The sequence below is a fragment of the Nocardia transvalensis genome, assembly GCF_015477765.1.
Classification (GTDB): domain Bacteria; phylum Actinomycetota; class Actinomycetes; order Mycobacteriales; family Mycobacteriaceae; genus Nocardia; species Nocardia transvalensis_A.
This window is the reverse complement of record NZ_JADLQQ010000018.1, coordinates 36,063-48,805: the sequence shown is the minus strand read 5'-3', so window position 1 is coordinate 48,805 and position 12,743 is coordinate 36,063. Positions and strand designations below refer to the sequence as shown.

Annotated in this window: 15 protein-coding genes; 4 read left to right on the top strand and 11 right to left on the bottom strand. The window is 67.5% G+C overall.

Annotated features, from left to right (window positions below):
- Positions 1–76: 76 nt before the first annotated feature.
- Entirely contained in the window at positions 77–622 is a 546-nt protein-coding gene (locus IU452_RS36705) for a GtrA family protein (RefSeq protein WP_195113875.1), read from the top strand.
- A 7-nt stretch (positions 623–629) separates the two neighbouring features.
- On the opposite strand, the gene IU452_RS36700 is transcribed toward IU452_RS36705, so the two are convergent.
- From IU452_RS36700 to IU452_RS36690, 3 genes are all read right to left on the bottom strand, one after another.
- On the bottom strand, positions 630–1,946 hold the full coding sequence (locus IU452_RS36700) for a sensor histidine kinase (protein WP_195113874.1): 1,317 nt from the start codon (positions 1,944–1,946) through the stop codon (positions 630–632).
- 6 nt (positions 1,947–1,952) lie between these two features.
- Complete coding sequence (locus IU452_RS36695) at positions 1,953–2,630, bottom strand: response regulator transcription factor (RefSeq protein WP_195113873.1); 678 nt, start codon at positions 2,628–2,630, stop codon at positions 1,953–1,955.
- A 147-nt stretch (positions 2,631–2,777) separates the two neighbouring features.
- Positions 2,778–3,308 (bottom strand): PH domain-containing protein, encoded by a 531-nt coding sequence (locus tag IU452_RS36690; protein ID WP_195113872.1) that lies wholly within the window; start codon positions 3,306–3,308, stop codon positions 2,778–2,780.
- A 112-nt stretch (positions 3,309–3,420) separates the two neighbouring features.
- Here IU452_RS36690 and IU452_RS36685 point away from each other — a divergent pair, with 112 nt between their 5' ends.
- On the top strand, positions 3,421–4,371 hold the full coding sequence (locus IU452_RS36685) for an acyl-ACP desaturase (RefSeq protein ID WP_195113871.1): 951 nt from the start codon (positions 3,421–3,423) through the stop codon (positions 4,369–4,371).
- Between the two features lie 4 nt (positions 4,372–4,375).
- On the opposite strand, the gene IU452_RS36680 is transcribed toward IU452_RS36685, so the two are convergent.
- From IU452_RS36680 to IU452_RS36665, 4 genes are all read right to left on the bottom strand, one after another.
- Complete coding sequence (locus IU452_RS36680) at positions 4,376–5,176, bottom strand: biotin--[acetyl-CoA-carboxylase] ligase (protein ID WP_324193029.1); 801 nt, start codon at positions 5,174–5,176, stop codon at positions 4,376–4,378.
- Between the two features lie 41 nt (positions 5,177–5,217).
- Positions 5,218–5,397 (bottom strand): hypothetical protein, encoded by a 180-nt coding sequence (locus tag IU452_RS36675; RefSeq protein ID WP_195113870.1) that lies wholly within the window; start codon positions 5,395–5,397, stop codon positions 5,218–5,220.
- Positions 5,398–5,537: 140 nt separating this feature from the next.
- Positions 5,538–5,876: a hypothetical protein gene (locus IU452_RS36670; protein ID WP_195113869.1), complete on the bottom strand. Its 339-nt coding sequence runs from the start codon at positions 5,874–5,876 to the stop codon at positions 5,538–5,540.
- Entirely contained in the window at positions 5,876–6,319 is a 444-nt protein-coding gene (locus tag IU452_RS36665; protein WP_195113868.1) for a DUF1707 SHOCT-like domain-containing protein, read from the bottom strand. Before IU452_RS36665 ends, IU452_RS36670 begins: the two co-directional genes overlap by 1 nt.
- Before the next feature lie 71 nt (positions 6,320–6,390).
- On the opposite strand from IU452_RS36665, the gene IU452_RS36660 reads away from it, so the two are divergent.
- A complete protein-coding gene (locus IU452_RS36660) occupies positions 6,391–7,884 on the top strand; it encodes a serine/threonine-protein kinase (RefSeq protein WP_195113867.1) in 1,494 nt (497 codons plus the stop codon).
- A gap of 72 nt (positions 7,885–7,956) precedes the next feature.
- Here the strand turns inward: IU452_RS36660 and IU452_RS36655 are convergent, their stop codons facing one another.
- Together IU452_RS36655 and IU452_RS36650 are read right to left on the bottom strand one after the other, a co-directional pair.
- Positions 7,957–9,768 carry a biotin carboxylase N-terminal domain-containing protein gene (locus IU452_RS36655; RefSeq protein ID WP_195113866.1) on the bottom strand — a complete coding sequence of 604 codons (1,812 nt, stop codon included), beginning with the start codon at positions 9,766–9,768 and terminating at the stop codon, positions 7,957–7,959.
- Between the two features lie 143 nt (positions 9,769–9,911).
- Entirely contained in the window at positions 9,912–10,838 is a 927-nt protein-coding gene (locus IU452_RS36650; RefSeq protein WP_195113865.1) for a sulfurtransferase, read from the bottom strand.
- A 158-nt stretch (positions 10,839–10,996) separates the two neighbouring features.
- Between IU452_RS36650 and IU452_RS36645 the strand changes: the two genes are divergently transcribed.
- Complete coding sequence (locus tag IU452_RS36645) at positions 10,997–11,821, top strand: helix-turn-helix transcriptional regulator (RefSeq protein ID WP_195113864.1); 825 nt, start codon at positions 10,997–10,999, stop codon at positions 11,819–11,821.
- On the opposite strand, the gene IU452_RS36640 is transcribed toward IU452_RS36645, so the two are convergent.
- Together IU452_RS36640 and IU452_RS36635 are read right to left on the bottom strand one after the other, a co-directional pair.
- Positions 11,750–12,394 (bottom strand): nucleoside triphosphate pyrophosphatase, encoded by a 645-nt coding sequence (locus IU452_RS36640; RefSeq protein WP_195113863.1) that lies wholly within the window; start codon positions 12,392–12,394, stop codon positions 11,750–11,752. The two genes, IU452_RS36645 and IU452_RS36640, sit on opposite strands and share 72 nt — an antisense overlap.
- 1 nt (position 12,395) lies before the next feature.
- On the bottom strand, positions 12,396–12,710 hold the full coding sequence (locus IU452_RS36635; protein WP_324193028.1) for an acyl-CoA carboxylase subunit epsilon: 315 nt from the start codon (positions 12,708–12,710) through the stop codon (positions 12,396–12,398).
- Between the last annotated feature and the right edge of the window lie 33 nt (positions 12,711–12,743).

Sequence of the window (12,743 nt, the reverse complement as noted above, 5' to 3'; positions counted from 1 at the left end):
GTCGGGGACTCTGGGTAGGTAGCTCGCTGCTCATGCGGGTTGGTTGCTCGGGAAACGGCCGACGTAGACTCGGCCCGTGTCATTTGTCGACGACGTGGTCAACGTCCTGCCCAAAACACTGCGGGACCTCGCATATCGCCATCACGAACTGATCAAGTTCGCGATTGTCGGCGCGACCACTTTCGTCATCGACAGCGGCATCTTCTATCTCCTGAAATTGACGGTTCTGGAGCCCAAGCCGATCACCGCCAAGATCATTTCGGGTGTGATTGCGGTCATCGCGTCCTACATCCTCAACCGGGAATGGTCGTTCAAGGGCCGCGGCGGACGCGAGCGCCACCACGAGGCGCTGCTGTTCTTCGTCGTCAGCGGTGTCGGCGTGGTGCTCAGCAACGTGCCGCTGTGGATGTCGCGCTACGTCTTCCACCTGCAGGTGCCCGACGTTAGCCTCGCGGCGGAGAACATCGCCGACTTCTTCAGCGCCTTCATCATCGGCAACATCCTGCAGATGGTGTTCCGGTTCTGGGCCATGCGCCGCTGGGTCTTCCCGGACGAAATCGATGCGCTGGTCGAGGAATTCGAGGAATTGTACGAAGAGGAAGAACAGCTGGGCCACAGCTGAAGAGGGGTCAGCGGGGTTCTCCCGCGATGGTGGCGCTGAGGGTCGACCGACCCGGTGTCGGACTGCCCAAGAACACCGCGAACAGCGCCGGGCGGCGCCGTTGCAGTTCCAGGCGGCCGCCGTCGGCCTCGACCAGAGCCCGGGCCAGCGCCAGCCCCACACCGGTCGACCCGGCGCCGGAGAATCCGCGATCGAAGATGTGCGGGGCCAGGTCGTCGCTGACGCCCTCGCCCTCGTCGGCCACCTCCACCGCCACCAGCGGCTCACGGTCGGGGCCGCCGTACACGGTGCGGACCGAGATCGTGCAGTCGCCGCCGCCGTGCATCAGGGCATTGTCGACCAGCACCGCCACCGCCTCGCGCAACCGCGACCCGCTCACGGGCGCACGCAATGTCGGATCGCCGGACAGGATCAGCCGGCGCCCGGCCTCGCCGAACGGATGCCGCCATTCGGCGACCACCGCCCGCAGTTCGTCGACGACCGGCACCGGATCGCGGTCGGCGGCGTTCTCGTCCCGCGAGGCGCGCACCAATTCGTCGATGGCGGCGGTCAATCGGTCGACCTGGGCCATGGCCTCCTCGGCCTCGTGCACGACGGCCGGATCCGAATGTTCGGACAGTTCGTCCAGCCGCAACCGCACCGCGGTCAGGCGGCTGCGCAGCTGATGGGAGACGTCGGCCACCAGGGCGTGCTCACGCTGCAGCCGACCGGCGATCTCGACGGCCGCGGAGTCCAGCACATCGGAGACGCGGTCGAGTTCGGTGATGCCGTGCCGGGTCGGATCCAATCGGAAATCACCGGTGGCGAGCCGGGCCGCGCGGGCAGCGACATCGCGCAGCGGGTCGGCCACCCGGCGCGCCGTCACCACGGCGACGGCCGCACCGGCCGCCAGCGAGGCCAACGCCACCAGCGCGACCGCACCGACGGCGCGGCGCTGCATGGAATGCATGGGCGCCGACGGTACCTCCAGTCGCAACGAGCCGGAAGTGCCCATGGACAGCGACTCCACCACCGGATCGTCCACCTGCGACACCCCCGCGTCAACCCGTAACGCGGCGTCCTCGGGGGTCGGATAGATGATCGTCAGCCGACCGCCCGGCGGGATCAGCGGCCGCACCGACCGCAGGTCCAGGGTGCCGTGCACGAGACCGTCCTCGCGCTCCTGCGAGACGATCTCCACCGACATCCGGTCCAGCCGGACCCGCAGATCGTTGCGGGTGATGTCGGCCACCCACTGCCAGGCCGTGAACGCCAGCGGGATGCCGAGCACCACCGTGGTGAATGTCAGCGCAGCCAGCATCGACAGCAGTATTCGTCGCCGCATCGGCGCTCAGTCGGTGTTGAAGCGGAAGCCGACACCACGGACTGTGACGATGCGCCGCTCGGCCACCGGCCCCTCGTCACCGATCTTGCGCCGCAGCCAGGACATATGCATGTCGAGGGTCTTGGAGCCGCGCAGGTCGGCATCGCCCCACACCTCGCGCAATATGGTCTCGCGCGGCACCACCTGACCCGCCCGGTCGATGAGGACCTTGAGCAGCTCGTACTCCTTGTTGGCCAGATTCACCTCGTGACCGTGCACCAGGACCCGGCGCGCCTGCGGCTCCAGCCGGATGCCGCCGATCTCGACCGCCTCGTCACCGATTCCGCTGCGCCGCAGCAACGCCCGCACCCGGGCCAGCAGCTCGGCCAGCCGGAACGGCTTGCCCACGTAGTCGTCGGCACCGGCATCCAGACCGACCACGAAGTCGACCTCATCGGTGCGTGCGGTGAGCATCAGCACCGCCAGATCGGCGCCGCGCGCCCGCACCTGGCGACACACCTCCAGCCCGTCCATGCCGGGCAGCCCCAGGTCGAGGATCAGCAGATCGTGTTCGCCCTCGAGCGCACGTTGCAAGACCGCGGGGCCGAAGCTCTCCACGGTCACCGAATAGCCCTCGCGCCCCAGCGCTCGCGACAGCGGGGCGGCAATGGCCTCGTCGTCTTCGGCCAGCAGTACGGCGGTCACGATCCAAGATTACGCAGTTGTGCCAAATGTCTGTATCTTTGGCGCCGCCTCCGGCGTCGCGGGTCCTGTAAGACTGTGTTCTCCTCACGCGGCGCGGCCCTCCGCATCCCTCGCCCCGGCGCGCCAGCGCCGGGGCGAGGGTCTTGGCTAACGGCGGTCCTGTGCATCGCGGCGGGGGTCGTAAGGCTGGTTATCGAAGACTTCATGGTAAAGGAGTGCGTGGACCTTCTGAACCTGGGGGATGTCGTCGTACTCCAAGGGGTCGCCGGAGGCGGCGTCGATGATGAGGGTGCCGGTGCCGAGCATGCGGTCGAACAGGCCGTGGCGGAACTGGACGCTGGAGATGCGGTTCATCGGGATATCGATGCCGGTGTGGGTGAGCACGCCCTCGCGCACCAGCACCCGGCGGTCGGTGACGATGAAATGTGTTGAGTTCCACCGCAAGACCGGGGCCGCACAGCGCCACAGCACCAGCGCCACCCACACGGCGGCGATCGCGATCAACACCGCATTGCGGGCGGTGGCCTCCGTATGACGCCACGCCACTCCCCCGGCGAATCCGGCGAGCGCGGTCGCGACGATGAAGGTGACCGCCGGCCAGAACAACATCTTCCAATGCGGATGACGGTGTAGCAGCAACTGCTCATCCGGTGCGAGCAGCTCCTCCGGATAACCCATACGCGAACCCTACCGCCCGGGGATGCGAGAATGGCCGAAGCTTTCCTGCACCACCGAAGTCCGACCTGCTTTTCCCTGTTGATCTGACGATCTGGCGATAGCGGAGGCGTGTGTGACCAAGGAACTGACCCAGCTGCAAATCCTCACCGAACTCGAGCCGGTGGCCGAACAGAACCTGAACCGCCACCTGTCGATGGCAAAGGACTGGCATCCGCACGACTACGTACCCTGGGACAACGGCCGCAACTTCGCGGCGATGGACGGCGTGGATTGGGATCCGTCGCAATCGAAGCTGAGCGAGATCGCCAAGGTCTCGATGATCACCAACCTGCTCACCGAGGACAATCTGCCCTCCTACCACCGCGAGATCGCGGAGAACTTCTCCCAGGACGGCCCGTGGGGTACCTGGGTGGGACGCTGGACCGCCGAGGAGAATCGCCACTCCATCGTCATCCGCGACTACCTGGTGGTGACCCGCGGGGTGGATCCGGTGGCGCTGGAACAGGCCCGCATGGTCCACATGACCAACGGTGCGCGCGGGCCGGAGGGCTGGGGCGGATTCCTGGACAATGTCGCCTACGTGACCTTCCAGGAGCTGGCCACCCGCGTCAGCCACCGCAATACCGGCAAGGTGTGCAACGACCCCATCGCCGACCGCCTGCTGCAGCGCGTCGCCGCCGACGAGAACCTGCACATGATCTTCTACCGAACCATGTGCGGCGCCGGTCTGGACCTGGTGCCGGACCAGGCTATCGAGGCCATCGTGAAGGTACTCACCCACTTCACCATGCCCGGTTACGGCATGCCCAACTGGCGCCGCAACGGCGTCATGATGGCCAAACACGGCATCTACGACCTGCGCCAGCACATGGAGGAAGTGGTCGCGCCGGTGCTGAAGCACTGGAATGTCTTCGAACGCACCGACTTCGGGCCACGCGGCGAGAAGGCGCGCGAGGAACTCGCCGCCTATATGGACAAGCTGGCCAAGGACGTGGCGAAGTTCGAGGAGCAGCGCGACCGGCTGCTCGCGCGCGAGGCCGCCCGGGCCATGGCCCCCGTCTAGCCCCTCAGTACCCCGCGCGCAGGTGCGTGACGTCGCCCGCCGACAGGGGCCGACCATCGATCAGCAAACGCCCATGATCGTCCACGTCGGTGGCGACGCCGGTGAGCACCTCACCGCCGGGCAGTTCGGCGCGGACACCGGATCCCAAGGTGGCGCAGCGTTTGCGGTATTCCTCGGCCAGGCCGGTGATATCCCAGTTCGCGGTGCGCCACTCGGTGAAGTGCCGGGCGAATTCGCGCAGCAGCGCCTGCACCAGCGCGGTGCGGTCCACGTCGGCGGCACCGGCGAGGGCCAGCGAGGTGGCGTGCGGCACCGGCAGTTCGTCCTCGGTCAGGCTGACGTTGAGCCCGATGCCCACCACCACCGCGGGGGCCCCGGCTCCGGCGGCGACCTCGGCCAAAATGCCCGCCACCTTGCGGCCGTCGACGAGAACATCGTTGGGCCACTTGAGATTTGCCTGCAGCCCCGTGACGGCGCGGACCGCGTCCACGACAGCGACACCGGTCAGCAGCGGCAGCCAGCCCAGCCCCGTCGGATCGATACCCCGCAGTCGCACCAGCACCGACATGGCAATCTGCGCCCGCGGCGGGCTCGACCAAGGGCGCTCGTACCGGCCGCGGCCGCTCTCCTGCGCCTCCGCGATGAGCACGCGGCGGTCGGCGTCCGGGTCGCCCGCATGCAGGATCAGATCGGCATTGGTCGAACCGGTCGACTCCACCACATCGATGTAGGAGAAGAACGACAGATCCGGCGATTCGGCGACGCTGCGCCGCAACAGTTCGGCATCCAGTGGTGGCCTGTGCACAACCGCAGGCTACTACTGTCGCCGAAGCTGCCGCGTACGCCTCAGCCGATCAGGCAATATGCACGGTGTCCGAGGTACGCCACCATGTCGCCCTCGGTCCCGTCGCCGTCGGTCTTACGCCAGTCCTCCGGGTCGAGCACGGTCGGCTCGGGTTCCCGGTCTCGCCTGGTCCACGCCGCCGCGGCGGCTCTTTCCGCGACGGCCCTACTCCACTCCCACATGACGCGCCTCCCCTGCGCTCGATTACGGGGAGTTCCACCGTATCCCGTGGGCACGGCGGCGCGACACCTATTTTTAACGATCGGAAACACCCTGACTCGGATGGGTCGCGAAATGGTTTGTCTGCTAACCGAATCCGGAATCAGATCGGTTGCAGGCCCAGCGCACCGGCGACGAAGCGACGGACCGCGGTCTGCCCGGATTCCCATGCCGCACTGTACCCCTCGCGGGCCCATCCCGAAATCTCCGCGGTGCCATCGGGATTCGGCGTCACCACGACCTCGGCCACCATCTCCGCGGTGGTCGGCTCGCACACCGCCCACGAATAGCCGGTCTGCTCCTGCCATTCCCGGTTGCGGCGGGCGACATAACCGGGATCGGTGATACCGCCCGCGGCCAGCGCGGGCCGATCATCGATGCGATCGTCGGCGCGCAGCGCGCGCAGATACCAGCTACCGGCGTTGATCTCGACCGGTTCCATCAGCGCTCCAGCCGCCGCTGTCGGCGCTGTCGGCGTTCCCGGCGCTGCAGCCGACGCTGTTCGCGGCGCTCCCGCTCGCCCGGCTTCTCGGTGAGACCGAACACCACACCGGCCGCGGGGATCGCCAGGAACCACAGCCACGTATTGGTCGTGAAGAACAACACCACCGCGGCGATCACGACCAGCACCATCATCGGTTCCCGCCACTCGCGCTTGCCCCGGCCACCCTTCTCCGCGGGCGCGGGCGGCTGCCCGGCGGGTTCGGGCAGATCGGTGAACACCTGCGCCAGGTCACCGCGGGTCACGGCCGCCGCGATGATCGCGCTGCGTTCGTCGAATTCGGCGACCGACAGCCGCCCGGCCGCGAAGTGGTCCGACAGCCGCCGCATGGCCTGCTCGCGCTCCTCGGTGCCGATGCGGATGTCGGGTGAATCAGCAGCCATGGGACGAGCGTAGCGTCTGCGGCGTGCCCGGATTAGGGTCGGACTATGTTCCGGCTGCGAGGAGAGCGGTGATGACCCCACGCCGGTTCGGGAAGTATCGGCTCGACCGGCTGATCGGCCGGGGCGCGGTGGGCGAGGTGTGGCTGGCGTGCGACACGGCCACCGATCGCGTGGTGGCGCTGAAGATCCTGTCGATCACCGCGGCCGAGGATCCGGATTATCGGCGGCGGTTCGAGCGGGAGGCGCACATCGGCGCGAGCCTGGACAATCCGCACATCGCGCCGATCCACGCGTTCGGGGAGCAGAACGGCCGACTGTTCCTCGATATGGCCCATATTCCCGGCATCGACGTGGCGGCACGGCTGCGGGCCGGGCCGATGGGCGCACCGGAGGCGGTGGATCTGATTTCTCAGGTCGCCGAGGCGCTAGATGCCGCCCATGCGGTCGGCCTGATCCATCGCGATGTCAAACCGGCCAATATCATCGTGCACGCCAGCGGTTTCGCCTACCTCATCGATTTCGGAATCGCCCGCGCGTCGAACCAAACCACGATTACCGCAACGGGTTTCACGGTGGGCACGCTGGCGTATATGGCGCCGGAACGGTTCACGGGCCACGCGGAGGCGCGTTCGGATATCTATTCGCTCGCCTGTGTTCTCTATGAATGTCTTACGGCCCGAAGGCCTTTCGGCGACACCGACCCGGTGCAGCAGCTGCACGCGCACCTGCGGGAAGATCCCCCTCGGGCGTCTGTCGCGAATTCCGCTGTGCCCGAGGCATTGGACCGGGTCATCGCCCGTGGCATGGCCAAGAATGCCAACGAGCGCTATCCGAGCGCAGGTGAGCTGGCCGCCGCTGCCCGCGCCGCTGTCGGTATGGCACAACCGATTTCGCGTATCCCGCCACAGCTGGAACGGTCGGCGAATTCCGGCCGCGACCTACCCGCGGATCATCCCGCTCGAACGCGAGCCGTGACGGCTGCGGCAGTCCCTGCCTCGGCGCCCGGCCACACGCGGGTCCTCCCTACGCCCGGGCCGAGACCCACGCGGATGCTGACATCACCGGTACCCGCATCGGTCCTCGCCCCGGATCACGCGTCCGTGGAAAGGCAGGCGGCGCAACAACTCACGCCCCGCGGCGGCACGGCCGCGAAACTGGCGGCCGCCGTCGTCGCGGCAGTCGCGGTCTTCGCGGTGATCGCGATCGGAACAGCCCTGCTGACCCGCGGCGGCAACGGCAGTCGGGCCACACCCACAACGGAGCCGGTGGCCACCAACGCCCCCGCCGAGACCACGGCCGCCCCGCCGCCACAGACCGCCGCCACCGAGCCGCCCCAGCTGACTATTCCGGTCCCGCCCGGTTTCGGCACCCCGCCCTTCCAGATTCCGGGGATCGCCGACACCGATGGTCACGATGATTCGGACGGCCACGGGAATTCCGACGGCCACGAAAGTTCCGGCGACCAGGAAAACGTGGGCGGCCACGGCAATTCCGACCGCCACGGAGCTTCCGACGGTGACAGGGACCATGGAAATGACAAGGACCGCGGGAACAAGGACAAGTAGCCCGAGCATCGCAAGCAAAACGCAGGGCCCGCCCGCTCAGATGAGCGGGCGGGCCCTTTGAAATTCCTTCGCTTACTTGATTTCGGCGAGGACCGTGCCCTGGGTGATGGCGGCGCCGGCCTGCACGGCCAGGCCCGTCACCACACCGCCCTTGTGGGCGTTGACCGGGTTCTCCATCTTCATGGCCTCGAGCACCACGATCAGGTCCCCGGCCTCCACGGTCTGGCCTTCCTCGACGGCGACCTTGACCACGGTGCCCTGCATGGGCGCGGTGACCGCATCACCCGACGCGGCCCCGGCCGACCCGCTGCCCCGCTTGCGCGGCTTGGGCTTCTTCCGAACCACACCGGCACCGTTACCGACCGCACCCACCGGCCCTGCCGCGGCGGCGCCGACGGTGAACTGCCCCGGCAGCGACACCTCCAGACGGCGCCCACCGACCTCCACGACAACCTTCTGCCGCGGCGCCTGTTCGTCCTCCTCGATGGGCTGGCCACCGGTATAGGGCGGAATGGGGTTGTCCCACTCGTTCTCGATCCACTTGGTGTAGACGTCGAACTTGGTGCCGTCACCGACGAACGCCGGATTCTCCACGATGTGCCGATGGAACGGCAGCACCGTGGCCAAGCCCTCGATCTCGTACTCGGCCAGCGCACGCCGGGCCCGCTCCAGGGCCTGGGTGCGGTTCTCGCCGGTGATGATCAGCTTGGCCAGCATGGAATCGAACTGGCCGCCGATCACACTGCCCGCAACGACACCGGAGTCCACCCGCACACCCGGGCCCGAGGGCTCTTTGTAGACCGTGACCGGGCCGGGGGCGGGCAGGAAGTTGCGCCCCGCGTCCTCCCCGTTGATCCGGAACTCGATCGAATGCCCGCGCGGAGTCGGGTCCTCGGTGATGGTGAGTTCTTCACCATTGGCGATGCGGAACTGCCAGCGCACCAGGTCGATGCCGGAGGTCTCCTCGGTGACCGGATGCTCGACCTGCAGACGGGTGTTCACCTCGAGGAACGACACCGTCTCGCCCTGAACCAGGTACTCCACCGTGCCCGCACCGTAGTAGCCCGCTTCCTTGCAGATCCGCTTGGCGCTCTCGTGAATCTTCGCCCGCACCTCATCGGACAGGAACGGCGCGGGCGCCTCCTCCACCAGCTTCTGGAAACGACGCTGCAGCGAGCAGTCGCGGGTACCGGCCACGATCACATTGCCGTGCTGATCGGCCAGCACCTGCGCCTCGACATGGCGAGCCTTGTCCAGATACTGCTCCACAAAGCACTCACCACGCCCGAACGCCGCGGTCGCCTCCCGAGTCGCGGATTCGAACAGATGCGGAATCTCCTCGATCGTGTGCGCAACCTTCATCCCGCGCCCACCACCACCGAAAGCGGCCTTGATCGCCACCGGCACGCCGTACTGCTTCGCGAACTCGACCACCTCGGTGGCGTCCTTCACCGGATCCTTCGTACCCGCCGCCATCGGCGCCTGCGCCCGCTCGGCGATATGCCGCGCGGTCACCTTGTCACCCAGATCACGAATGGCCTGCGGCGGCGGACCGATCCAGATCAGACCCGCATCCAGCACAGCCTGCGCAAAATCACCATTCTCGGACAAAAATCCATAACCCGGATGAACCGCGTCGGCACCCGACTTCGCGGCCGCATCCAAAATCTTGTCGAACACCAGATACGACTCGGCCGAGGTCTGACCACCGAGCGCGAACGCCTCATCGGCAAGCTTCACGAACGGCGCATCCGCATCCGGCTCCGCATACACCGCCACACTGGCGATACCGGCATCCTTGGCCGCCCGGATCACACGCACGGCGATCTCGCCCCGGTTGGCTACGAGGACCTTGGTGATCTGCGCGTTGGCATGGCTGGGCACTGAGCCTCCTGTGCTATGGACAACTTTCGTCTCGAGCGAGTGTAGGCAGTCTGCCAACAAACGCCCTAGTGGGATAGGGGCTACTGAACAGTAGGCCCGAAGAGTGATACGAACAACTCGCCGGAAGTGGTTCGGGCCACACTTCAGGCGGTACTCGCCGCCGGTCGTGTGGCCTGGGGAACATTACCGGGTTCAGTGCCCTTGACGATCGGTGTGCGTACGGCGTTGCCCCATTCGGTCCACGAACCGTCGTAATTGCGCACATTGTCCAGGCCCAGCAGTGCGGTGAGAACGAACCACGTATGTGCCGAACGCTCCCCGATTCGGCAGTAGACGATCGTTTCCGGGGCCGTGCGGAAGTGCGCGTAGATCCGATCCAATTCCGCCCGGGACCGAAACCGCCCGTCCCCGCCGACCGCCGCCGTCCACGGAATGTTCACCGCTGTCGGAATATGTCCGGCACGCAGCGACTGCTCCTCCGGACGGTCGAGAATTCGGCTCATTTCGCCCGAATATTCCTCGGCGGCACGAACATCCAGCAATGCCGCGCCGTCGTGCGCCGCGACGAGTGCGCGCACCTCGTCCAGGAAAGCCCGCGACTGCCGATCGTCGCGGTCCACCACCGGATAATCGCCCAGGCCCATATCGGGCACCTCGAAAGTGGTGTCGCGCTCCTCGGAGATCCACGCGTCGCGTCCGCCGTCGAGCAGCCGCACGTCCGGATGCCCGAACAGGCCGAACACCCACAGGGTGGCCGCCGCCGTACCGTTCGCCTTGTCGCCGTAGACCACCACCGTGTCGTCGCGCTCGATACCCTTTGCTCGCATCAATTCCGCGAAACGTGCGCCGTCGACGACGTCACGGGTGTTCGGATCGGTAAGCTCAGCGCGCCAGTCGATCTTGATGGCACCCGGGACATGCCCGATGTCGTATAGCAGGATGTCCTCGTCGGACTCGACGATCTTGAGGCCCGGCGCGCCGATGTTTGCCGACAGCCACTCTGTGGTTACTAGTCGGTGAGGATAGGCGTGGGCGCCGAAGGATGGATGAGGGTCCGGGGCGACGGGCACGGTAGTTGGTCCTTCACGCGAGGTAGACGGTGGTCATCGGTTCCACACCGATCGTAGGTGGGGAGCCTTACAGCAACTGGTTTCACATCACGAATCGGGTGAAGAGCGAATAAGTCGCAGCCTCATCCGATAAAGTCTCCCGGGAGGAGGGGTGAGCTATGTCTGATTCTTGGCCACGACGGCGCCTGCTCGCGATCCTACGTGGCGCAAGCGAGCCTCTCGACGCCCAGGAACTCGCGAGAGTCACCGGGCAGCACGTCACCACCGTCCGGTTCCACCTCGACGTGCTGACTCGGGAATCGCTGGTGCGTCAGTTCCAGCAGCCGCCGCGCGGCCGCGGCCGCCCGCGCATCGGATACACCGCGGTGCAGCGATCGGTCGGCTATCAGGACCTGGCCCAGGTGCTGGCCGACCAGTTGGGCAGTGACCCGCGCCGTCGCTCGGATGCGGCCATCGCCGCCGGCCGGGCCTGGGGCGCCAAACTCGAGGCGCTCGAGCAGCCGATCTCCTCGCTGGACGAGGCCAAGGACGTCACCATGACGATGATGTCGGAACTGGGCTTCGCCCCCGAGCGCGATTCCTCCTCCGAAACCGACGAGCAGGTGCTGATCCGGCTGACCGCCTGCCCGCTGCGGGAGTTGGCACGCACCCACTCCGAAGTGGTGTGCGGCGTGCATCTGGGACTCATGCGCGAGGTGATCGACCGCAACGGCGGCCGGGACGCGGTCAACGTCCGGCTGCATCCGTTCGTGGAGCCGGAACTGTGTGTGGCCCGATTGGAGGCCCTCAAAAGCACGCTGATGCCGGATTCGGCCACGGTGCCCGACACGCCCCCCGAACCCGGCGAGCCGCGCATCCCCACCCCCTCGGGCAGCCGGATCGCTCCGCAACTGCGCAGCCCGGATCAGCCGTTACGCAGCGCCGACCCACAGTTGCGCAACGGAGACTCCCACGTCGCCAAGCAGTCGACGAAGCAGGGGTAGCCCGATCCCGATGACGCTCGACGGGTCCCCGTCGATGCGATCGACGAACCAGCCGCCCCGGCCGTCGAGTGTGAAGGCGCCCGCCACCTCCAGGGGCTCCCCCGTGGCGAGGTAGGCCTCGAGGTCCTCCGGCTCGGGCTTGGCGAAGTGGACAGTCGTGCAACTGCAGTCATCGGCGCGGTTGACGATGCGCCCCTCGCGCAGCCGCAGCACGCAGTGTCCGGTGAGGAGATCCGCGCTGCGCCCGGCCATCGCCGCCCAGCGCGCCCGCGCGACCTCCGGCGTCCGCGGCTTGCCCTGCAGCACGCCGTCGACCAGCAGCATCGAATCGCAGCCCACCAGGACACAATCGGCGGTGATCTCGGCGCCGTAGGAGATCAGCTCCGCGGCGACGGCCTCGGCCTTGGCCCGGGCGAGCGCGACCACCACGCCCTCCGGCGGCGTCCCGGCGGGCAGGGCGGCGGCCACCGCATCCTCGTCGACGTCGGAGACGCGCACCAGCGGCTCCAGCCCGGCCGAGCGCAGCACCTGCAGCCGCGCCGGCGAGGCCGAAGCGAGAACGAAGCCCGTCACGTCAGTCGCGTAGGTGTGACAGGTAGGGGAAGGCGTACGGAGAGAACGGCGACGTGCCGCGATGCATAAAGGTGGGCCGGCCCCACAGATCCGCCGGGCCCTTCGGTTCGGGTGCCGCGGCGGCGTTCGCGGCGGCCGCGAATACGCACACCAGGGCGGCGATCTCGTCGTCGGTCGGTGCACCCTTCAGGATCCGGATGACGGGTCCGGAATGCGATTCGGTATCGGCGGCCTCGGATTCCATCGCGACGAACTCGTCGACCGACAGATCCAGCTCGGCGGCGCGCAATACTTCTTCATCAGCCACAGCCGTCACAGCGCCAGCTCCTCCTGTCCATTGCCGAACCCC